17 protein-coding genes are annotated in these 22,333 nt (G+C 64.6%); 8 read left to right on the forward strand and 9 right to left on the reverse strand.

The window, feature by feature from the left end; all coding sequences use genetic code 11:
• Window positions 1-71: 71 nt before the first annotated feature.
• A complete protein-coding gene (locus H0P51_RS02490) occupies window positions 72-2,270 on the forward strand; it encodes a helix-turn-helix transcriptional regulator (RefSeq protein ID WP_281374037.1) in 2,199 nt (732 codons plus the stop codon).
• 21 nt (window positions 2,271-2,291) lie between these two features.
• Here the strand turns inward: H0P51_RS02490 and H0P51_RS02495 are convergent, their stop codons facing one another.
• The 4 genes from H0P51_RS02495 to H0P51_RS02510 form a co-directional block, all read right to left on the reverse strand.
• Window positions 2,292-3,590 carry a lipase family protein gene (locus H0P51_RS02495; protein ID WP_246398350.1) on the reverse strand — a complete coding sequence of 433 codons (1,299 nt, stop codon included), beginning with the start codon at window positions 3,588-3,590 and terminating at the stop codon, window positions 2,292-2,294.
• 198 nt (window positions 3,591-3,788) lie between these two features.
• On the reverse strand, window positions 3,789-4,946 hold the full coding sequence (locus tag H0P51_RS02500; protein ID WP_213016721.1) for a Rieske 2Fe-2S domain-containing protein: 1,158 nt from the start codon (window positions 4,944-4,946) through the stop codon (window positions 3,789-3,791).
• Between the two features lie 189 nt (window positions 4,947-5,135).
• Window positions 5,136-5,414, reverse strand: a complete 279-nt coding sequence (locus H0P51_RS02505; protein WP_180916489.1) for an Lrp/AsnC family transcriptional regulator — start codon at window positions 5,412-5,414, stop codon at window positions 5,136-5,138.
• Between the two features lie 16 nt (window positions 5,415-5,430).
• Window positions 5,431-6,291, reverse strand: a complete 861-nt coding sequence (locus H0P51_RS02510; protein WP_180916490.1) for an IclR family transcriptional regulator — start codon at window positions 6,289-6,291, stop codon at window positions 5,431-5,433.
• Between the two features lie 113 nt (window positions 6,292-6,404).
• Here H0P51_RS02510 and H0P51_RS02515 point away from each other — a divergent pair, with 113 nt between their 5' ends.
• Genes H0P51_RS02515 through dmpG form a run of 3 tightly spaced genes read left to right on the forward strand, consistent with a single transcriptional unit; the run spans window position 6,405 to window position 9,312 of the window.
• Window positions 6,405-7,235: a 2-keto-4-pentenoate hydratase gene (locus H0P51_RS02515; protein ID WP_180918691.1), complete on the forward strand. Its 831-nt coding sequence runs from the start codon at window positions 6,405-6,407 to the stop codon at window positions 7,233-7,235.
• Window positions 7,232-8,191, forward strand: a complete 960-nt coding sequence (locus tag H0P51_RS02520) for an acetaldehyde dehydrogenase (acetylating) (protein WP_180916491.1) — start codon at window positions 7,232-7,234, stop codon at window positions 8,189-8,191. The genes H0P51_RS02515 and H0P51_RS02520 overlap by 4 nt, the downstream gene beginning before the upstream one ends.
• Window positions 8,191-9,312 (forward strand): 4-hydroxy-2-oxovalerate aldolase, encoded by a 1,122-nt coding sequence (gene dmpG / locus H0P51_RS02525; protein ID WP_180916492.1) that lies wholly within the window; start codon window positions 8,191-8,193, stop codon window positions 9,310-9,312. Before H0P51_RS02520 ends, dmpG begins: the two co-directional genes overlap by 1 nt.
• On the opposite strand, the gene H0P51_RS02530 is transcribed toward dmpG, so the two are convergent.
• Complete coding sequence (locus tag H0P51_RS02530; RefSeq protein ID WP_180916493.1) at window positions 9,237-11,222, reverse strand: M13 family metallopeptidase; 1,986 nt, start codon at window positions 11,220-11,222, stop codon at window positions 9,237-9,239. The two genes, dmpG and H0P51_RS02530, sit on opposite strands and share 76 nt — an antisense overlap.
• A gap of 42 nt (window positions 11,223-11,264) precedes the next feature.
• Here H0P51_RS02530 and H0P51_RS02535 point away from each other — a divergent pair, with 42 nt between their 5' ends.
• Window positions 11,265-11,969, forward strand: coding sequence for a hypothetical protein (locus H0P51_RS02535; protein ID WP_180916494.1), 705 nt, complete (start codon window positions 11,265-11,267; stop codon window positions 11,967-11,969).
• Window positions 11,966-12,655 (forward strand): hypothetical protein, encoded by a 690-nt coding sequence (locus H0P51_RS02540; protein WP_180916495.1) that lies wholly within the window; start codon window positions 11,966-11,968, stop codon window positions 12,653-12,655. Before H0P51_RS02535 ends, H0P51_RS02540 begins: the two co-directional genes overlap by 4 nt.
• Before the next feature lie 2 nt (window positions 12,656-12,657).
• Here H0P51_RS02540 and H0P51_RS02545 read toward each other — a convergent pair whose 3' ends face one another.
• Together H0P51_RS02545 and H0P51_RS02550 are read right to left on the reverse strand one after the other, a co-directional pair.
• Window positions 12,658-13,179, reverse strand: coding sequence for a helix-turn-helix domain-containing protein (locus tag H0P51_RS02545; protein WP_180916496.1), 522 nt, complete (start codon window positions 13,177-13,179; stop codon window positions 12,658-12,660).
• Window positions 13,176-16,106 (reverse strand): MMPL family transporter, encoded by a 2,931-nt coding sequence (locus tag H0P51_RS02550; protein WP_180916497.1) that lies wholly within the window; start codon window positions 16,104-16,106, stop codon window positions 13,176-13,178. Before H0P51_RS02550 ends, H0P51_RS02545 begins: the two co-directional genes overlap by 4 nt.
• 250 nt (window positions 16,107-16,356) lie before the next feature.
• Between H0P51_RS02550 and H0P51_RS02555 the strand changes: the two genes are divergently transcribed.
• Window positions 16,357-16,857, forward strand: a complete 501-nt coding sequence (locus H0P51_RS02555) for a hemophore (protein WP_180916498.1) — start codon at window positions 16,357-16,359, stop codon at window positions 16,855-16,857.
• Here the strand turns inward: H0P51_RS02555 and H0P51_RS02560 are convergent.
• Window positions 16,854-18,044, reverse strand: coding sequence for a lysylphosphatidylglycerol synthase transmembrane domain-containing protein (locus H0P51_RS02560; RefSeq protein WP_180916499.1), 1,191 nt, complete (start codon window positions 18,042-18,044; stop codon window positions 16,854-16,856). The two genes, H0P51_RS02555 and H0P51_RS02560, sit on opposite strands and share 4 nt — an antisense overlap.
• Before the next feature lie 130 nt (window positions 18,045-18,174).
• Here H0P51_RS02560 and H0P51_RS02565 point away from each other — a divergent pair, with 130 nt between their 5' ends.
• Window positions 18,175-19,311 (forward strand): AI-2E family transporter, encoded by a 1,137-nt coding sequence (locus tag H0P51_RS02565; protein WP_180916500.1) that lies wholly within the window; start codon window positions 18,175-18,177, stop codon window positions 19,309-19,311.
• Between the two features lie 121 nt (window positions 19,312-19,432).
• Here the strand turns inward: H0P51_RS02565 and mmpL3 are convergent, their stop codons facing one another.
• Window positions 19,433-22,297: a trehalose monomycolate exporter MmpL3 gene (mmpL3, locus tag H0P51_RS02570; protein WP_180916501.1), complete on the reverse strand. Its 2,865-nt coding sequence runs from the start codon at window positions 22,295-22,297 to the stop codon at window positions 19,433-19,435.
• Window positions 22,298-22,333: the final 36 nt, after the last annotated feature.

Consider the following 22,333-nt stretch of genomic DNA (forward strand, 5'->3'; position numbering starts at 1 on the left):
AGGTCACCGACTTTATTGGTCGGCGTCGTGAACTAGCGAGTTTGCGCGCGCAGCTTGCCAATTCGCGCCTAATGACGTTGACGGGCGCTGGTGGGGTCGGAAAGACGCGGATGGCCCTTGAAGTCGCCCGCGATGTGCAGCGCGCATTCCACGACGGCACGTGGTTCGTCGAATTGGCGGCTTTGCAGGATGCTGCATTGGTGGCTGACGCGGTGGCCGACGCATTGGGGGTGATCAAGCACACCACGCGGTCGCCGCTGCTGCAGCTACAACGTCACCTGGAGAACAAACATCTTCTGGTCATCCTGGATAACTGCGAGCATCTCAGTGACTCGTGCGCGCAATTAGTCAGTGCGCTGCTGCGCACGTCACCGAACTTGCACATCCTGGTCACCAGTCGTCATTCGCTTGGTGTGTTCGGGGAACAGATCTTCACGGTGCCGCCCATGTCGACACCCAGTTCGGCCACCGATCTCGACGCGTCGTCGTTAGATCGTTTCGATTCGGTGGCGCTGCTGTGTGCCCGCGCCTCCGATTGCGGGTCGGGGTTCGTGGTCACCGACGAGAACAGCAGGTTGGTGGCTCGGCTGTGTGAACGTCTCGACGGCATACCGTTGGCTATCGAACTCGCGGCCGCGCGGCTGCGAACGCTCACTGTTGCCGATGTCCTGGAGCGACTGGACCGTCGGTTTCAGTTGCTTACCGCCGGCGACAGCTCGGCTCTACCGCGACATCAGACACTGCAGGCGCTGATCGACTGGAGTCATGCGCTGTGCTCAACGAGCGAGCAACGGTTATGGGCGCAATTGTCGGTGTTCGCCGGCAGCTTCGACCTGGCTGCCGTAGAAACAGTATGCGACGGACCGGATTTCGCCGCCGACGAACTTGTCGACCTTGTTGATGCGCTGGTCCGTAAGTCGATTCTGATCGCGGAGCCCGGTAGGGATCGTAAACGATATCGGCTATTGGAAACCGTTCGCGAACATGGCGCGGCGCGGCTTGCGACAGCCGACCGCGATCGCCTCGAGGAGGCACACCGCGAATACTTTTGCGCGGTTGCGCAGCGCAGCCTCGCCGAATGGTGCGGACCCGAACAAGCGGACTGGCTGGTCCGGCTTCGGGAAGACTTCGCCAACCTACGTAGCGCGCTTGACAGCTATTTGGAATCGGGATTCGTCAACGAGGCATGTGCGTTGGCCTCAGCGCTGCAATGGTATTGGATTGCCGGGGGCAACATCGGTGAAGGTCGCCGTTGGCTCGGTGAGGCACTGCGGATCGCCGACGCCAGACCCGCGAGCCTTGCACAGGGCCGCGCCATGTGGGTCGACGCGTACCTGGCGCTGCTACGAGGGGAGCTGGCAGACGCCCAAAGCCGACTCGATCAAGTCGAACATCTTGATCGGGGCTTTCAGATGCCGGCCGGCGCAGTGGCGCAACTGCGTGGCATGGCTGCCCTGTTCCACGGCGATCTGGTACGCGCGCGTGGACACTACGAAAACGCGCTGGCCGATTATGAAGAACGCGACGATGGTGTGGCCGCACTGTACATGTTGTTTCAACTGGCCGTGGTCTACGTGTTCGCCGGGAACCACGACAAAGCCGCTGCGCTCTGCGAACTTTCAATTCGGCTGAGCGGGCGGTACGGCGACCGATGGGGCGCGTCGTACACGCTGTGGGCACTGGCGTTGAACAAGTGGACCGTTGGCGACTACCGCGGTGCGGAACAACTGGCCCGGGAAAGCCTCAAGGTGAAACAAGAGTACGGGGATCACCTTGGCGTCGCGCATATGGTCGAGATGCTTTCGTGGATCGCGGTGTCCGACCGACGTTTCGAGGACGGCGCGCGTCTGCAGGGTGAGGCCAATGCGGTGTGGGACAGCCTGGGAACGTCGATGGGCAGGTTTGGCAGGCACTTGGCCGAATGCCATCTGAGTACCGAGGCAAGCCTTCGCCAGGCGCTTGGCGTGCGAGTGGCGGATTCCCTGATCGGGGCCGGGAACCAGATCCCCGGCGGTGCCCTCGCCCTGGGTACCGACAGGCCACCCGACGCTGCCGAGCCAGCAGTCCCCGCGCGGCTGACCCCGCGGGAAATCGAGGTCGCCACCCTCGTGGCGCGTGGCATGACCAACCGCGAAATCGGCGTTCAACTGGTGTTGTCCAGCCGCACCATCGATAGTCATGTACAGCACATCCTGACCAAACTCGGATTCAACGGACGCAGCCAGATTGCGGGCTGGGTTGTCGGCCAACAAAAGCTCGATGCAGTGTGACCACAGTCGCCGGGGCTGCCTTCACTGGCCCTCGATCGCCGAGCAGTTCGGCGTGGTCGGGACCCGGTTGAACCGGTCGGCAATCCACTGCATGGACCTCTCGCCGTCGACAAAGTAGGTCAGCAGGTGATTGGTGTCCGTCTTGTTGAGGAATGGCGGCTGCTCGTTCGTCCAGAACTCCACGTCGGCGCCTTTGGCACACCAGTCGAGGCCGAGCTGCTTGGCCCCAGCCCACGGAACGAACGGGTCGTAGCGGTTGGAGTCGATGAACACCGGCGCGGTTGGCTTCAGGGTTCCCAGGCGCTGGGCGGCGAGGATTTCCTTGAGCGGCGAGGACCCCATCAGCTCGCCGAGGTCGGTGTTGAAATACGGTGCGATATGGCGAAATCCGAAGCTGGCAATTGTTTCGACCAGACACATCACCTGAGTGCGCTGGACGAGTTCGACACCACGTTCGGTCAGGGTGCCCATGAGCGGACCGGCTACCTCGGGATACGCCGCGGCGACGCCGTTAAGTAGATAACCCAAGGAACCCACCAGCATGCTGCCGTCGGCGAAGGGCATGATCTGGGACAAATCAGCAGGGGGTGCACCGGCCCAGGCGCCCACCACGTCGAGGTCCGGGGCATACGAGGGGGCCAGCTCGGCGGCCGAGGCAGACGCTTCGCCTCCTTGCGAATAGCCCCAAAATGCCACCGGCCCTTGGTGGTTAAGGGAAGTACCCGGAAGTCGCATAGCTGCCCGCGCCGCATCGATGAGGACGTGGCCCTGGGAAACCCGGTTCATGAAAGGTTGTATCTTGCCTGGGACTCCAAGCCCCTCATAGTCGGTCACCACAATCGCAAATCCGCGTGCGACCATCGTCGCGATGAAGGTCTCTTCAAAGTTGAACATCAGATCGAAACCTGAATTGCCTACCGAAGCGTGTATCCCCTGATTGAACAATCGGGATGGGGCACATTGCTCCCCGAGGCCGTACGGCAACGTCCCGAACGCGATGAGGGGACGCGGTCCGTTGCCGGGCCACGGGTTTTCCGGCTCGAGGTACGTGCCGGTGACGGCCACCGGATTCCCGCGAGTATCGGTGCTGCGGTACATGAGACGTGTCCCGGCCGCCATGAGCGCACCTAGCTGCCCAGATGGCTCCAGTACCAATCTGCTAGGCTCACTTCGGATTACATCACCGGGTACACCCGCGGGGAGGGGGTCGGGTGGCGTGTAGAACTCCTGGTACTGGGACTCATCGGCATGTGCGGTCGGCGTCGCGTCGACGCCGCAGAACCCACTGAAAGCGACAACCGCCAAAGACACGAATGTCATTGACCACCGCCGGATTGGACGGGGCGTCATGGTTATATCCTCTCGGTGTCGAAATCAGTCCAAGCCACTTGGCGCCCGGCCTGTGCGGCGATGGGGGTCCAGTCGCGTCTCACCCACCCGCGAAAGTTGTTGAAAAAGAATATTGATTACTGCGTGAACACAGCAGGGTGATGCTGGCCAGGCGGCAATGTGCCGTTGCTAGGGCGCCGCGATACCGCTGGCGTGGTTTGAGGCCAGTTGGCGCCACTTGGTTATGCACATGTCCGGCGGGAATAGATGTTCGTTTGCCCAGCCGTCGTGGTCGCGGTAGAACTCTTCTTGCGCTTCGCGTGCCCAGACGTCATCGTCGTTGAAACCGTGTAATGCCAAATCGCGCCACTTGGACTCGAATTCGCTTTTGTAGGAGGCAATGTCGTCTGCTGAACGTACTCTGCGCTGTAGCACCTGGAAGTATTCGTGACTGGTGGCCGTGATGGGAACGTAGAACTCGTATTGGATCAATGAGGGGTCAGGGAATGGATCCACCTTCAGCACCCCCGGCAGCCAGACACTGACCTGAGCGGCCACCAGCTTCTCGTCACCGGTTAGTTCGCAGCGCAGCACGGGCTCGCCGCCTAGCCGTGCCTCGAAAACCGGCTGGTAGTTCTGCGCCAGGTTGTCGACGACACCTTTAGGCCAACCCTCGGAATGCACGCTCATGGCGCCCCGGTCGGCCGGCACGAATCCGAATGGCAGCGCGAGGTTGTTCTGTTGAACCAGTGGGGAATTACGGTGCATGAAGATGTGCGTAGTGTCGAAGCCGTTCTCCACACCGAGCCGCCAGTTGGAGGCCACAGTGCGGCGAATCCCGAGGCAATGAGTGTCGGAATCCAAGAATCCAGGTGGCACATCGTGGCTGAGGTCGTGGGGTTCAGCGTCGCCGACGAACACGAACACCAGTCCCTGGCGTTCGGTCACGGGATACACAGGCACCGAGACCTGACCGATTATCGGCGAGTTAGGCGAAGTCAACACATCGCAGAGTTCTCCATCTTCCAGGCGATAAGTCCAGCCGTGGTACCAACACGAAACCGTGCCCTTGGCAAAACACAGCGGTTGTGCAGAGAACTTGACCCCACGGTGTGCGCACCGATCGGCGATCGCTCTGACCTGCCCGTCGCTGCGCGTCAACAGGATTCGTCGACCCAACAGTGTCACCGTCGCGAAGTCGTCCTCTGCCACCTCGTGGCTGAACAGGACCGGGTGCCAGTGGTTGCTGAATCCATATTCGGCTTGCAGGTAGCGCGGCCACTTCGAAGCCCCAACCGAACCTCCAGCGCCCGTAGCCGCATCAACGCGTTCATCAGCCGAAGTCACTACACTCATCTCCTTGCGCTCGGCGCTAACTCGTGGCCAGGTCACTATCCCCACCCGCGCCGGCAGCCGCATCCGCTGAAATACTGAATTCCCTACCGAAGCGGCATTGCGTATGGGCAACGGTATGACTTCAACACCGCCGCCAGTCGACGAACGAGATACGTGGCGGATGACGGATGCGGAAGTGCTTCAGTCCGCGCCGATGGAGAACATTGCTTCGAGATCCATCCGCGAGTACGCGCGAAAGGCGATGTGAGTCCGAGTATCGAGCACATGCGGGAGCTTCGAGATCTCGCTTGTCACCAGCTCCGCGACGCGGTCGAACTCAGCGACCCGAAGGACGGCGATGACGTCGAATTCGCCGGTAACCGAGTACACCTCGCTGATGCCGCCGATATCGGTCAGCGCCTCGGCCAACTCGGCGACTCCTTGTTTGGCAGCGACGATCATTACGAATGCGGTGATCATGCCGAACCTTCCTAGCTCACTCGTATCGCGGTTGCGGTTTCGGTTTGCGGTGGGACGGATTTGCTGGGATGCTATCTGACGGATCGGGCCGCCAGCACCGAATGCCGTCTCCGGCCGGCCGCAGAGTGCGGCCGATGGCGTGCGCCGTGCTGTACACCGCCGAAGCGACCTGGCGCACATTCATCTTCCCCGACCATCCCGCCGCCGAAATCGCCGCCACCGGATTGTCCCGGGTGTCGCGGATAACTGTTGCGACGCAGACGATCCCGGGGCCAGACTCTTCATGGTCCACCGCTATACCTGTCGTCGCTACGCGGGCGAGCTGCCGCCTCAGCAATCCGGGCTGCCGGATCGTACGTGGCCCCAGGCTGGGTAGACCTGTGGCGACGAGTTCGTCGACTACTCGCGCTGGCGAGGCAGCCAACAGCGCCTTACCGACACCGGTTGCGTGCGCTGGCAACCGTCCACCTACCCGCGACGGCAACTGAGGGCCACCCAATCTCGGCAGTATCTCGAGATAGAGCACATCCGCCCCGTCGAGCACAGCCAGATGAATTGTCTGCTGCGTGGTTGCGTAGAGATCAGTGAGCAGCGGCATCGCAGCATCGAGCGGGAACCTCGGCTGCCAAGCGCGGGAACCCCACTGGAAGACCTGTAGCCCCAGGGTGACTCCCCCGGCGTGCCGGTCGAGCAATCCCGCGGGGATCATATCCCTGACCAGGCGCCCCACCGTAGAGGGCGGTAAGCCAGTGTACCGCGCGAGTTCGCGTATCCCACAAGGCGTTTCGAAGTGGTACAACGCAGCGATGATCTGTGTCATCCGGTGGATCACCGAGGTGGCCGGTTGGGTTTTGGTGTGCCACTCTGCGGGACGCATTGCTTCAGTATCCGCGGTCGCCGCGGCACGGTTACCTTTATGGGCCACTTTTTTCAATTTCCCACCCGCACAGCAGCACCCGTAGAAGCCTCGAGGTGCATGTGAGCGGGAGCGTGGAATACGGTGCCGATACCAGCACGCGGGGGAATCTCCGGGACCCTGCCGTACGGGCCGCCGCCGACCGGTTATGGTGTGCCTCTCATACGCGTCGGCCCACCGCCCCGATACGGACCGTCATCGGTGCCCACTCCATCGACGCTGCATACGCGGTTCAGCAGGAACTCGTTGCACGCCGAGTCGCCGCCGGCGGGGTCGTCGTTGGGCGCAAGATCGGCCTCACATCGCCAGCAGTGCAGCAGCAGCTCGGTGTCGACCAACCCGACTTCGGGGTGCTGCTTGCGGATATGGATATCTCGGCATCGGGTGTGGTGCCTGCCGACCTGTTACTGCAGCCCAGAGCGGAGGCCGAAATTGCCTTCGCGCTGAAGAACGACCTCACTGACCCGGATGATCCGAAACGTATCCGCGCTGCGATTGACTATGCCGTCGGCGCAGTGGAGATTGTTGACAGCCGGATCTCCGACTGGGATCTGAGCATCGCCGACACCATCGCGGACAATGCGTCGAGTGGACTGTTCGTCCTGGGTGAGCGGCGACTGCCTATCGCGGAGCTCGATACCCGGGGAGTCGTAATGCGGATGTACGCCAACGACAGGTTGGCTTCCCAGGGAGTCGGCACTGCATGTCTGGGCGACCCCCTTGCTGCGTTGGCCTGGCTGGCGAGCACCGCCGCCGCCTTCGGCGATCCGCTGCGGGCCGGCCAGCTGGTGCTGTCCGGGGCATTGGGGCCCATGGTCCTCACACCTGCGGGCACCCATATCCGGGCTGAAATCGGCGCATTGGGAACGGTTTCCGTCCTCTTCTCACCCGGAGGCCAGCGATGAAGAGAACGAAAGTCGCGGTGCTCGGTTCAGGCAATATCGGCACCGACCTGATGATAAAGATCCTCTGTTCCGCAGAGCTCCTCGAGGTGGCCGCAATGGTGGGGATCGACACCGCATCTGACGGTCTCGCCCGGGCCGCTCGGTCCGGAATACCTATCACTCACCGTGGCGTCGAAGGACTTATCGCCATGCCTGGATTCGCCGACATCGATATTGTTTGTGACGCCACATCCGCCGCCGCCCACCGCGCCAATGCCGCCGCCCTGGCGCCTTACGGGAAAACACTGATCGACCTGACACCGGCGGCGATTGGTCCTTTCGTAGTGCCGTCGGTGAACCTGCACGCACATCTGGAGGCCGGGGCGACCAATCTGAATATGGTCACCTGCGGGGGACAGGCCACCATTCCGATAGTTGCGGCGGTGGCGGACGTGACAACCGTGCACTATGCCGAGATCGTGGCCTGCATTGCAGCCAAATCGGCAGGTCCCGGGACTCGCGCCAATATCGATGAGTTTACCGAAACTACCTCGCGCGCAATCGAAACCGTCGGCTGCGCAAGACGCGGAAAGGCCATCATCATCCTGAATCCCGCAGAGCCTCCTCTGATGATGCGCGACACCGTCCTCTGCCTGATCGGTGCGGCGGACCACGACGCGGTCACGGCGTCGATCGAGGCCATGATCGCCAGGGTCGCTGCCTACGTGCCCGGCTACCGCCTCAAACAGCCTGTGCAGTTCACCCCGCTGGGCCAGGACTACCCCGTCGACACCCTGGTGTCGTGCGACACCGCGTTAGTACGTACCAAGGTGTCGGTATTCATCGAGGTAGAAGGCGCTGCGCAGTACCTGCCCGCCTATGCCGGCAACCTCGACATCATGACCTCGGCAGCCTTACAGGTCGCCGAATCAGTTGCCCGGCGTCGTCATCGTTCGGCACTGTCAGCGGATGCCTGATGGAAAACAAGCTCTACATCCAAGACGTGACTCTGCGCGACGGCATGCACGCCATCCGGCATCGCATCGGTCGGCGTGACGTCGCCCGCATCGCGGGCGCGCTCGACTCAGCGGGCGTCGATGCCATCGAGGTCGCGCACGGCGACGGCTTGGCCGGCGGTTCCCTGACCTACGGTCCCGGCAGCCACACAGACTGGCAATGGATAGAGGCGGCCGTCGACGCGGTCGATGGCGCGGTGATTACTACGCTGCTGCTGCCCGGCATCGGCACCATATCCGAACTCAAGCGTGCGCACGCGCTGGGTGTTGCTTCGATCCGGATCGCTACGCATTGCACCGAGGCCGACATATCCGCTCAGCACATAGCCACCGCCCGCGAGCTCGGAATGGATGTGGCCGGCTTCCTGATGATGAGTCACATGGCCGAACCAGCCCGGTTGGCCACTCAGGCCAAAATGATGGAATCCTATGGTGCTCACTGCGTTTACGTCACTGATTCCGGAGGAAGGCTCACTATGGATGGTGTTCGAGACCGGATACGGGCCTTCCGCGACGTACTTGATCTGAACACCGAGGTCGGCATACATGCCCACCAGAACTTGAGCTTGGCCGTGGCCAATAGCGTTGTTGCGGTCGAAGAGGGTGTCGCACGCGTCGATGCCTCCCTGGCTGGCCAGGGGGCGGGCGCCGGAAATACTTCCATTGAAGCGTTTGTCGCCGTTGCCGACTTGCTGGGCTGGCGGCACGGTTGCGACTTGTTCGCACTTCAGGATGCGGCCGAAGGCCTGGTCCGGCCGTTGCGAGATCGGCCGGTGCAGGTCGATCGTGAGACGCTCACGCTCGGTTACGCGGGCGTCTACTCATCGTTCCTGCGCCATGCCGAAACTGCCTCGCGCACCTATGGTGTCGACGCCCGCAGTTTGCTGTTGGAGGTGGGTCGCCGCGGCCTGGTGGGTGGCCAGGAAGACATGATCGTCGACATCGCACTGGATCTGCTGGCCGGTGAGGCGGGGACTTTTGCCCGCAACGCATGGACAGTAGAAGATCAGTTCCAGATGCGCACCCGCCGTTGGGGTTCCAGGAACAGCGCATCGTCCTCGGACACCTCGAACGCCTCGTAGAACGCGTCGACGTTTCGGATCACGCCATTGCAGCGAAACTCCGGCGGCGAGTGCGGATCCACTGCCAGCCGGCGAATCGCCTCGGCGTCACGGGATTTCGTACGCCACACCTGGGCCCAGCCGAAGAACACCCGCTGCACGCCGGTCAATCCGTCGATCACCGGTGCGGGCTCACCGTTCAATGACAACTGGTAGGCCAGCAGCGCGATGGACAGCCCGCCCAGGTCGCCGATGTTCTCGCCGACGGTGAAAGCGCCATTCACATGGTGGCTGCCGTCGAGCTCGCGCGGCGTGTACGCCTCGTACTGCTCGATCAACGCCTTGGTCCGGGCGCCGAACTCAGTGCGGTCGTCGTCGGTCCACCAATCGACAAGGTTGCCGTCGCCGTCATACTTGGCACCCTGGTCGTCGAATCCGTGCCCGATCTCGTGCCCGATCACAGCACCGATCCCACCGTAGTTGGCGGCGTCGTCGGCGTCGGCATCGAAGAACGGCGGCTGCAGAATGGCTGCGGGAAAGACGATTTCGTTCATACCCGGGTTGTAGTAGGCGTTGACGGTCTGCGGCGTCATGAACCACTCATCCCGGTCCACCGGCCCCCCTAACTTGGCCAGCTCGCGGTCGTGGTTGACGGCATAACCGCGCTGGAAGTTGCCGTACAGATCGTCTCGGTCGATGACCAGCGCGGAGTAGTCGCGCCAGGACACCGGGTACCCCACCTTCGCGGTGAACTTGGACAGCTTCTTCAACGCCCGCTGCCGGGTCTCTGGCGTCATCCAATCCAGGTCGCTGATGCTGATCCGGTACGCCTCCTGCAGATTCTCCACCAGCTTGTCGATGCGCGCCTTGGCGTCCGGCGGGAAATGCTTTGCCACGTAGAGCTTTCCGACGGCATCGCCCATCAACGTCTCGACCAGGGCGACCGCCCGCTTCCAACGGTCCCGAATCTGCTCGGTACCGGTCAGCCGGCGGCCGTAGAAGTCGAAGTCGGCGTCGACCATCTCCTTGGTCAGCCACGGTGACCGAGCCCGGATTAACCGCCAGCGCGCCCATGCCTTCCAGTCTTCAAACTCCTCGCTATCCCAGAGCGCCGAAAACGCGGTGAGATAATCGGGTTGGCGGACAACCACTTCGGCCACCGCCTCCGGTGCGGTTCCCAGTCCGGCCGCCCAGCCGGACCAGTCGAAACCCGCGCCTTGGGTCTGCAGATCGGCGAAAGTGCGCAGGTTGTAGGTGAGTTCGGCGTCGCGCCGCTTGACCACATCCCAATGTGCGGCAGCCAGTTTGCTTTCCAGGGCCACGATGCGGGCCGCCGTTTCGGCGTGGTCGTCCCTGCTGCCGCCGAACACCAGAGCGAACATGCGGGCGATGTGGCCCGGATAGGCCTCGAGCACCGCGGCGTGTTGCTCGTCACGGTAGTACGACTCGTCGGGCAGTCCGATCCCGGACTGACTGAAGTGTGCCAGGTAGCGGTTGGAATTCTTCGAGTCGGTGTCGACGTAAATCCCGACGCCGCCGCCCACCCCGGTGCGCTGCAGTGCACCGATCACCGCCGCCAGGACGGTGCGGTTGGCCGCACCGTCGACGACGGCCAGCTCGTCATGCAACGGTTGCAAACCGCGGTGCTCGACAGTCTCCTCATCGAGGAAGCTGGCGTAGAGGTCACCGATACGCTGCTCGTCGGTGCCGCCGGCTGCTTGGCTTGCGCTGGCTTGGATGATCAGGTCGCGCACCTGCTCCTCGGCGCGGTCGAACAGCGTCCGAAAGGCACCGTCGGTGGCGCGGTCGGCCGGGATGTCGTACTCGGACAACCAGCGGCCGTTCACATGACCGAAGAGGTCGTCCTGGGGGCGGGCGGCGGGGTCGACGTAGCTCAGGTCGATGCCCGAGCGGATTGCCTCTACTGTCACCCCGCCATCCTTCCACCTTGTTTCGGGTGCGACGATCGGGCCATGTCTGACCTGGAGAAAACCGAGAAGCCGTCGGACGACGAACCCGACCAACCCGACGACCGTGCCGACGTCGGCGAAGGTTCCGACCGCGCTGGCGACACCGAGGACGCTGACGAGGACGCCGAAGACGCTGACGAAGACGACACCGACGAAGCGATGATCTCCGGCTACGGCATTGGATCGGCCGTGCTGGGCCTGGTGTCGGTGGCAGCCGTGGTCCTCGGTGTGCTCATCTGGACCAGCCACCGCGACGACTCCGGCGAGCGCGCCTACCTGACCAGGGTCATGCAGGCGGCCAGCGACTGGTCCAACGTGCTAATCAACATGAACACCAGCAACCTCGACGCCAGCCTGCAGCGACTGCACGAAGGAACGGTCGGCGACCTCAACACCGACTTCGAAGCGGCTATCCAGGACTACCGAAAGCTCGCGCAGAAACTGCAGGCCAAGAGCAGCGGGCAGGTGGCGGCGGTGGCCATCGACACCGTGCACCGCGACCTGGACACGGTGCCCGGCTCGCCGCGACCGGTGGTGACAACCAAACTGCCCGCGTTCGCCACCCGCACCGACTCGGTGCTCGTCGTCGCGACGTCGGTCGCAGAGAATATCGGAGGAAAACCGCAGGTGGTCCAGTGGAATCTGCGGCTGGACGTCTCACAGATCGACGGCAAGCTGATGATCTCCGGCCTGGAGTCGCTGCGATGAGGAACGCGTGGCGGCTGGTGGTCTTCGACATCCTGGCGCCGCTGGCCGCCATCGCCGCGCTCGGCGCTATTGGGGTGGTGCTGGAATGGCCGAAGTGGTGGGTGGCGGTCGGCACAGCGCTGGCGCTGCTGATCGTGCAGGGCGTGCTGGTCAACTTATGGCTGTTGCGCCGCGACGCCGTCAGCGTGGGAACCGACGACGACGCGCCCGGCCTGCGCCTGGCCGTCGTCTTGCTGGCCGCGGCGGCGCTGTGCGCAGCGGTGATCACCGGCTACACGCACTGGACCAGCAAGGACGACGACTTCAAACGGAACTCGGTGGCGGTGGTACAGGTCGCCACCACGGTGGCCGAAGCCATCACGTCACTCTCGCCCACGGATCCGAGCGCCTCCATTGACCGGGCCGCGTCGCTGATGGTGCCCGAACAGGCGACCAAGTTCAAAGAGGGATACGGCAAGACCACCGCCGATCTGGTGCAGCGCAAGGTGACAGCCCAGGCCGCCACGATGGCCGCCGGCGTCGAGGCGATGGGCCCGACGGCGGCCCGGGTCGCGGTGGTCATGCGGGTCACCCAGAACGAGCCCGGCAAGCCACCCAACTCGCAGCCGGTTGCCCTGCTGGTGGCGCTGACCAAGCACGGCAACGACTGGCTGGTGCAGGATGTGCTGCCGATCAGCGCCCGCTGAGGCTAAGCGTCAGGCGGTCGCTCGTTCTTCACCCGGACGAAGCGGTCGGACAGTCGTCGCATCCGGATCATCAGCGAGGCCGATGGGCTGACACTGCCGTCGAGATAGGCGGCGAGGTCGTTGACGGATACCCCGATACGCGATGCGAATTCCTGCTGAGCCAGACCACAACGGTCCATCAGCAGATTGACATGACGGGCCACCTCGGCACGCTCGTTGGCCTCCAGGTGGGCGCGGGCGCGTTCAAGGACCTCCCACAACGCTTTGGCGATGCCGACCGGACGAGATCCCCCCAAAATCTCCTCGACCTGGCGCGCAGTGCGGCCGTAGGGATCGCGTTTGAGCGCGGCGGCGATCCGCTTCCAGGTGCCGATTTCGCCGCCTTGCAGCGCCGAACGGATGGCGGCGGTGGACCAGAACTCGACCGGCTGCGGGTCGGCGTCGGGAACTGCGCCGGGTCGGGGCGTGCGGCCCCGGCCGTGCGGAGCGGGCGCGGCTTTCCGCTGGTCGGCAGCCAACGTCACCTCGCCTCCTCCAACATCGCCACAGCCACTGACAGGCAGCGCTGCCTCACTTCCTCCCAGTCTGCCGGTGCGTCCGGGTCTGTCTCGACCTCAAGGTCGCACGGGTCCGGATCTGCCAGGCGGCGGACCAGCTGGGTGGCCATACCGTGCCGCTGCGAGTTGGGAGGCTGACAACAGTAATAGTTATCCATCCCGGCCAGCACCGCGGCAACGGCCTCGGGTTCCATCACCTTCACCATGTCAGCAAAATCGGCGTAATCGGACCGGGTGTTACGGGTCATGATCAGGTAGCCCTTGAGGCGCAGCGCTTCGGCCCCGGTCGGGATCTGCAGCCGATCGCCGGTGGGCAGCTGGACGTTGGTTGTCTCCACCGGGCTGCGCCGCCGGTAGGTGGGTCCAGATTTCCTGCCTTTGCGGTCCAGGGCATCCAGGGCCACCGACAGCCGGCCGCGCCACAACGTCACCGGGTGTACCGGACGATCGGTCCATGCCATGGCCTTAGCAATGCCGGTACGGTAGGCCAGGCCGACCTTTCCGACCGGACCCGAGGCAACGGCCAAGGCTTCAGTTTCGGCATCAGCCAAATCCCGATCAGACCCATTGCGCTCGCAGCCGCTGAATGCGAATGGGTCGGCGACGCAAATAGTCTGGGGCGCAAGGTGTTTGAACTTTGCAGCCGACTTGATCACCATGCGCAGATCGGCGCTGGGCGCGATCGCCGCAGTGATGTCCTCAGGGATGACGACGACACCGCCGAGGTCGACGTCGGGCAGCGGACGGTCAAAGTCGACCGACGGCAGGATCCGGCCCAACCAGGCCGGCAGCCACCAGTTCCACTTGGCGAACATCGCCATCAGCGCCGGCACCAGGACCAGTCGCACCACGGTGGCGTCAACGGCAATCGCCACGGCACACGCGACGCCGATCTCGGCAACCAGCGGCATTCCCGCGAACGCGAAGCCGCAAAACACCGCGATCATGATCAGCGCGGCGCTGGTAATAGTGCGTGCGCTGGTACTGACGCCGTAAGCGACCGCGTCCCGGGTATGACCGGTTTGCAGGAAACGCTCCCGGATCCGCGTCAACAGGAAGATCTCGTAGTCCATCGATAACCCGAATGTCATCGCCAGGACCAGCGGCGGCACCGTGCTGTCGATCGACGGCAGGTGCGGGAAACCCAGCGCCTGCGCCCAGCCCCACTGGAAAACCATCACCAGGGAGCCATACGCGGCCGCCACCGACAGCAGCGTCATCAGCACGCCCTTGAGGGCCAGCAATACCGAGTGCACCGAGAGCAGCAGCATGACGAAGGCGATCAGCGCGACGAAGCCGAGCACCAGCGGCTGGGTTTCGGCGACCCGGTTGTCGAAGTCCTTGATCAGCGCGGTCGATCCGCCGACGGAAACGTCGACGTCCGCGTTGACACCGGGGAGCTCATGGCGCATCCAGTCGACGGTGTGCCGCGCACGCATGTCCTCGGGATCGACCGACAGCACCGCCGACAACAGCGCACTGTTCTTGTCCTCCGCGAACGCTGGAGGGGCGACCGAGGCGACGTTGGGCGCCTGCATCATCTTCTGCCGGACGGCGGCGACCGTCGCGGCGTGCTCCGGTGCGGTCGCATCCGCGTCGGGAAAGGCGACGATAACCTGGACCGGTCCCAGCGCACCCGGTCCGAGCGCCTCAGCGGCGGCCGCTACGCCGGCGCGGATCTCATGGCTCGAGTCGAACTGGCGCAGCAGGCTGTTGCCCAACACCATCGAGGTGGCCGGCGCGGCCATGAGCAGCAGCAGGGCCGAGGCCGCGAGCGCCGAGATCCAGGGCCGGCGCATCACCCAGCCGACCCAGCGGGTCCAGAACCGCGACACCGTGCTCTCCGGTCGGCGCGACCAGTGCAGCAGCGCCGACCGCTTGGCCGCGGCCCGCGAGAAGGTGGCCAACAACGCCGGCGTCAGAGTCGTCGATGTCAGCATGGCGACCGCGACTGCCAGGATCGCGCCGGTGGCCATCGAGCGCAGTGCCGGGGTGTTGATGACGTAGGTGCCGGTGAGCGAGGCGATGACGGTCAGGCCGGACAACACCACCGCCAACCCGGAGGTGGCCATGGCCGCGTCCACCGCTTCTTTGGGCTGGCGGCCGGCGCGCAATTCCTCGCGGAAACGCATCAGGATGAACAGCGAATAGTCGACGGCCAGCGCGATGCCGAACATGGACACAGTCGACGTCACGAAGACCGAGATCGTGGTGTAACTGGACAGCAGATAGACCAGTCCCATCGTCACGACGACGGTGCAGATGCCCAACGCCAGTGGGATCGTCGCGGCTGCCAGCGAACCGAAGACCGCCAAAAGCACGATCAGGATAATCGGGAGGTTCCATTCCTCGGCCTTGGCGATGTCGTGCTTGGTGTTGGCCGCCGCGGCCGCGGAAAGCGCTCCCTGACCGATGACGTAGAGCCGCACATGACCGTTGGCGGTCTGGCCGGAGCGGTCGTCCTGGACGCCGATCCGCTGTCGCAGCTTCTTGGCCACATCGCTGGTGCCGGGGTTGCGGACGTCCAGATGCAGGGTCACCACATAGGGCCGGTCGGGTTGCGGCGGGCGTTGGGTGGGGTTGGGCACTTCGCTAACGCCCGGCAGCTCGCCGGCAATGTGCCGCAGATCGGTGACCGCGTCGTCGATGTCCTGGTAGGTGGCGTCGGCACGGGGAGCCGCCACCAGCGCCAGCGGGGACGAGCCCTGGTCGGGGTATTGCGCGACGAGCTGGTCGTGCACGGCCAGCGACTGAGAACCGGCAACCTCGAACCCGCCGCCGGTCAGATTGCCCGACTGCGTCATCGCCAGATACACCGCCGGAACCAACGCGAGCAGCCAGCCTGTGAAAACAAACCAGCGGAACCTGCGTAGGTTACGGCTCAGCCGCATCATGAACTGCTGGATTTCTCGACTCCCCGTGTTCCTTGCCCAGCGCCTGACCGCGAGCCTACTCCTGCGTTCAAAGCCTGCTTATCGGTTCCTGAGCTGCGACGACAGCCGTTCGCTCGGATCGTTGTGAAGTCGTGATCGGCGGTGCGAACTGGCACCGCAGTGGGCTGGATGGCAGGATGTCGAATGGCCGCGCAGGCATTGGGGGGACTTGTGCCGGCGGCCTCTGTGCGAATCCTGGAGGAGTGATCCGATGAAGCCAACCAGTGCGATCGTGCGCCGCGGCCTGTTTGTCGCTGTGGCGGCGTTGACAGGCGGCTTCATCGGCGCCCCCACCGCCTCGGCGTCACCGGATCCGTGCGCGGCCAGCGAGGTGGCCCGCACCATCGGCACGGTCGCCAAGCAAACTGGCGACTACCTGGACTCACATGAGGACACCAACAAGGCGTTGACGGCCGCGATGCAGGAGCCCACGGGTCCGCAGTCGGCGGCGACCCTAAAGGCGTACTTCGAGGCCAACCCGAAGGTCGCGCTGGACCTGCAGGGGCTGGCCAACCCGCTCAACAAGCTGGGCACGCAGTGCAAGCTGCCTATCACACTGCCGCAGGCGCTCAGCCTGATCCAAGCTGCTCAAGGCGGCGGACTGCCCAGTGTGCCCGGGTTGCCCGGCGGTGGGACCCCAGCGGCAGGGACGCCGGCAAGTCCGCTCGGCGGGGCTGGGCCACTGCCCGGACCCAAACCGAACAACGGCTAGGTGTGATCGGGCGGCGGTAACGGACCCTGTAGCGCAGTTTCCACCGGATCCTCGAAGGCTTGCCAGGCATTTAGGCCGTGGCCGCGCAATCCCGGGTCAGTGGGTGGATCGTCGGCGTCGGACCCCGCGCCCTTATCGGTGCGGAACATCAGGAAGAACACCACCCAGCCGATCGCAGCGATGAACAGCCAGCTGATCAGTCGATAAATCAGCATGGCCGAGATGGCATTCGGAAGCGCCATCCCGCTGGACACCAGCCCGGGCACCAGCACCGCTTCCACCACCAGCAGCCCGCCGGGCATCAGCGGGATCGTCCCGACCGCACGCGCAGCGGCGTACGCGACCGTCAACCCGGCCACCGACGCGTGATCACCGGCAGCGTAGGCGGCGAAGCCCAGGCAGGCGACGTCGGCAACCCAGTTGAACAGCGACCAGCTGAACGCCGCACCCAGGTCGCGGCGGCTCAGGCTCACCGACTCGAGCTGCATCAGGATCTCGCGCCACTTCGCCGCGCCGGTATCGGCCGGCCTGCCGCGAACCGAGTTGACCCACGACAGGACCTTGAGTCCGATGCCCTCGATCAGCTCCGGCCGCGACGCCACCGCCTGCGCCAACAGCAGCAGCACCACGAACCCGCCCAGGGTGAACAGCAACGTGAAGGGGTTGTTCTTGGCGCCCAGGAAGAACGCGCCGCCCAAACCCAGCACCGCCAGGCCCACCGCCTGCAGTGCCCCCGACATCACTAGCTGCCACGAGGCCACCACCGTCGAGGCGCCCCAGATGCGCTGCTGGCGCAGCAGGAACGTCGCCGAGATCACCGGGCCGCCGGGCAGCGTGGTGCTCAGTGAGTTCGCGGCGTAAAACGCTGCCTCCGAACGCAATTGCTTGACATGCACACCGGCGGAGTTCAGCAGTGTGCGCTGAATCTGGGCGAAACTGTGCATCGACGCCGCCGCGGCAACCATCGCCGCGACCAGCCACCACCACTTGGCCTCGTACAAGCTGGTCCACGCCTTGGCCAACTGGTCACGCACCAACACGATCTCGACCACGAGCACCACGGCCACAACCGCAAGCACCGCCCACCGCAGCCACCAGTACCTGCCCCGCTGGGGCGCTTGCCTGCTGCGTGCCAGACTGCCCGGCCACCAATCCACGAGCTTGCGGGCCGCGGCGGTCGGTGACATCGAACTAGGGTAACCCTGCCTTGCGTGGACCCATCGGTGCACGTCGCTGACGTGTCGGGGTCGTTCTTGGGTCGTGACCGGATCGTGGCGGGCGTGTTTGCCAGCCGGATCGGCCGGATACGCTTGCCCCATGTCCCTCGATGACGATGCGGTGAGTCCACTCGTACGGAAGACCGCTGCTTGGTCCTGGCGACTGTTGGTCATCGTTGCGGCCGGGGTAGCGCTGCTGTGGGTGGTGGAAAAGCTCGAGGTCATCGTAGTTCCGGTGCTGCTCGCGCTGATGTTCAGCGCGTTGTTGATGCCGTTGGTGGATTGGCTGGACACGCGGGGAGTGCCGCGCGGTGTCGCAGTGACGCTGGTGTTGCTGGCCGGCTTCGCGATCCTGGGCGGCATCCTGACGTTCGTCGTCAGCCAATTCATCGTCGGTCTGCCCGACCTGGTCACCCAGGTCGAGCACAGCATCGATTCCACTCGCAGATGGCTGATCGAAGGCCCGCTCCATCTGCGCAGCGAACAGATCGACAACGCCGGTAACTCCGCGATCCAGGCGCTTCGCAACAATCAGGCGAAGCTGACCAGCGGCGCGTTGTCCACCGCAGCCACCATCACCGAACTTGCTACCGCCGCAGTGCTAGTGCTGTTCACCCTCATCTTCTTCCTCTACGGGGGCCGCAACATCTGGCAGTACGTCGCCAAGATCGTGCCCGCGCACGTGCGGAACCGGGTCCACGAGGCCGGCCGCGCTGGATACGGCGCCCTGACCGGATATATCCGCGCCACTTTCCTGGTCGCGCTGACCGACGCGGCCGGGGTTGGCGCGGGGTTGGCGATCATGGGTGTGCCGCTGGCGCTGCCGTTGGCCTCGCTGGTGTTCCTGGGTGCATTTGTCCCGCTGATCGGTGCGCTGGTCTCCGGCCTACTCGCGGTGGTGGTGGCATTGCTGGCCAAGGGCATCGTTTACGCCTTGCTCACCCTGGGCCTGCTGATCGTGGTCAACCAGCTCGAAGCGCATGTGCTGCAGCCGTTGGTAATGGGTCGCGCCGTCTCCATCCACCCGCTGGCTGTGGTGCTGGCCATCGCCACCGGGGGCGTGCTGGCCGGAATTGTCGGGGCTCTGCTGGCTGTGCCGACTGTGGCGTTCTTGAACAACGCCATGCAGGTGCTGTTGGCCAAGGACCCCGAGGCCGAGGCGGAGGAGCAGGCCGAGGGGGAAGTCGGCGCGATCGTGGCCGCGAAACCGGACAAACCGGACGAGGACGATAGCTAGCAGCGCGAGCGCCTATCTAACAGCCCGAGCCCGCTAGCTCTCGGCGCGAGCGACCTCGTATGTGCGTCAAAATGCGGCTTGGAGCGGCATTTTGGGGGCGCTCGCCGGCCAGGGCGAAAGCTTAGATCCGACGGCCCTCGCGGCGCAGCAGATCCTGAGCGGACAGCCCGCCGCCACCGGTACGTCGACGTCGCCCGGGATCCACCGCGCTCTCATCCTGGATACCGCGTGCGTTGAGCTTCTCGGTAGCGGTGTCGGAGTCGTTCTCCTCAGGTCGCTGGGCCGGCAGCGCAGCGGTCTTGTCGGCAGGATCGCCCGGCTCAGGTCTGGCGGTCGCCCGACCGCCCGCGGCAGGCATCTTGTTCGTCTCGCCCGCCGACGGCGGTGGTGTCGTCGCGGTCTTGGGTGCTGGGGCCCGCATCGGCGTGGTCGGGCGTGCGGGCACTGCAGGCGCCGGCCCATTGCGAGACGGACCACTCTGCGGCTTGGACAAACGCGTGGTCGGGGCGTCCGCCGGCTGGCTCGGCGGCTGAGCCCGGACCGGCACCTGCGGAGCGGCGGCGGGCCCGTTGGAGGCGGCGCCGAGCTCGGGCCGAGCGGCCGGGCGGGGCAGGGGCGCAGGGTGCGTAGGATCGTGCGGCGCCCGCGGGGTCGCGGCCACCAAGCCGGCAGTCACCGGCGGCCGCGCCTTGCTCGCCGGGCGTTTGCGCTCGTCGGGCAGCTGGATCTCGCCCAGCCCGATGCGGGTCTGCAGGCGTCGCATCCAGCGTGGCGCCCACCAGCAGTCGTCGCCGAGCAGCTTCATCACCGACGGCACCAGGAACATCCGGACCACAGTGGCGTCCAGCAGCAGCGCCGCCATCAACCCGAACGCCAGGTATTTCATCATCACCAGGTCGGAGAACACGAACGATCCGGCGACAACCGCCAGAACCAGCGCGGCGGCCGTGATCAACCGCCCAGTGGTGGCGGTACCGATCCGGATCGATTCCTGGGTGGACATCCCGTTCTCACGGGCCTCGACCATTCGAGAAACTAAGAACACCTCGTAGTCGGTGGCCAGGCCGTAGCCGACTGCAACCACCAGCGCGATGATCACCACCATTAGCGGCGTAGGTGTGAAATTCAATAGCCCCGCGCCGTGTCCCTCGATGAATATCCAGGTCAGGATGCCCATCGTGGACCCCAGCGTCAGCACACTCATGACGGCCGCCTTGATCGGCAGCACCACCGATCCGAACGCCAGGAACATCAACAACATGGTGGTGGTGATCAGCACGATCACCATCAGTGGCGCCTTATCCACCAGGCTGTGAATCGAGTCCTGTTCCAGCGCGGGCGTACCGCCCACATATATGTTGATGCCCTTGGGCGGCGTGATCGACCGCAGCTCGGCCAGCTTTTTGGCCGAATCAGCGGGGTTGGTCAGCGCGTTCTGCAGCACCCGCACCGACGGATCCTTCGAGGCGCCCGGTGCCTGAGACCGTTCTTGCCACATATTGGCCGGATTGTTGTCCTGCTCAATGAAACCGGTGATCGACATGGCCTTGGCGCGAACGTCGGCGACCTGCTGATCGGTCACCGGTTGATGGTTGGTCGACTGAATCACCAGCGTTAGCGGGTTGGTGCGGTAGCCGGGGAACAGCTTGTCGAAGTGCTCCTGGGCCTGGCGCGCCGCGTTATCCGGCGGCAGATACTTCTCGCTCATACCGCCCAGTGACATGTTGCCCAGCGGTATCCACAGCAGGATCATGCCGACGGCAATCGGGACGGCGAACGCCAGCGGGCGCTTCATCACGAAGTTCGTCAGCTTGCCCCAGAAGCCGGCCTCGACCTCTTCGCGCGTCTTGGTCTTCTGCAGCCGGTCGGCCAGCCAGTTCAGGTAGGCCCGCGACACCTTCCAGTTCCGCAGGAACGGAACCCGGAACGCGGTCCGCACGCCCAGCGCGTCCACGTGCTTACCCAGCACACCCAGGCAGGCCGGCAGCAGGGTGATGGACAGGATCGCGGCCAGTGAAACAGCCGTGATCAGAGCATAGGTCAGCGACTTCACGAAACCCTGCGGCAACAGCAGCAGGCTGGCTCCCGACGCCGCGATCAGCACCGCCGAGAACACCACAGTGCGCCCGGCCGTCATCACCGTGCGTCTGACCGCCGCCTCGGTGTCGTAGCCCTCAGCGATCTCTTCTCGGAACCGACTGACCACGAATAGCCCGTAGTCCACCGCAATTCCCAGACCGATCAGCGAAACGACGGGCTGGGCGAAGAAGTGCACCGGGCCGAACATTGCGATCAATCGCAGGATGCCCGTCGAGCCGGCAATGCTCAGACCGCCGACCATGACCGGGAGGCAGGCGGCGACCGCGCCGCCGAAGACCAGGAACAACACCACCGCGACCATCGGCAGGGCCAACACCTCCATGCGGCGCTGGTCGGTGGCGATGGTGCCAGTCAGCGCGCTGGCGATCGGTTGCAGGCCGGCGAGCTGAACGGTGCCGCCATCCAACTTCTGCAGGGCCGGTTCGATGTCTTTGTAGTTGGTCAGGATGGTGTCGTCGTCGTCACCCTTGAGCGGAATGGAGACGAACGTGTAGCGCTTGTCGTCGGTGGCCATGCCCTTGATGACCGAGCTGGTGCTGTCGGGTGCGCGCAGGTAGCCGGCCCAGCCGAGCACCTGCTTGGGGTGGTCAGCGACGAACTGATTGAGTTCGTCGGTGATCTTCTTCGACCAGGCCGGGTCGGTGACCGTCTTGCCGTCGGGCGCTTTAAAGATGGCCACGATGTGGCCGGTTCGGTCGCGACCGTAGACCTTGTCGCCCAGGACCGACGCCTTGACCGACTGACTGCCGTCGTCGTAGAAGCCGCTTTGCGTAACATGCTTACCGAGGCTGAGCCCGAAAATGCCGCCGGCCAGGCACAACGCCACCGTGACCCCGATTACGATGTACCGGAATCGGTACACAGTTCGACCCCACCAGGCGAACACGTAAGCTCCTTACCGGATCTGTAACGACCCATGCAT

Source organism: Mycobacterium vicinigordonae, from assembly GCF_013466425.1.
Classification (GTDB): domain Bacteria; phylum Actinomycetota; class Actinomycetes; order Mycobacteriales; family Mycobacteriaceae; genus Mycobacterium; species Mycobacterium vicinigordonae.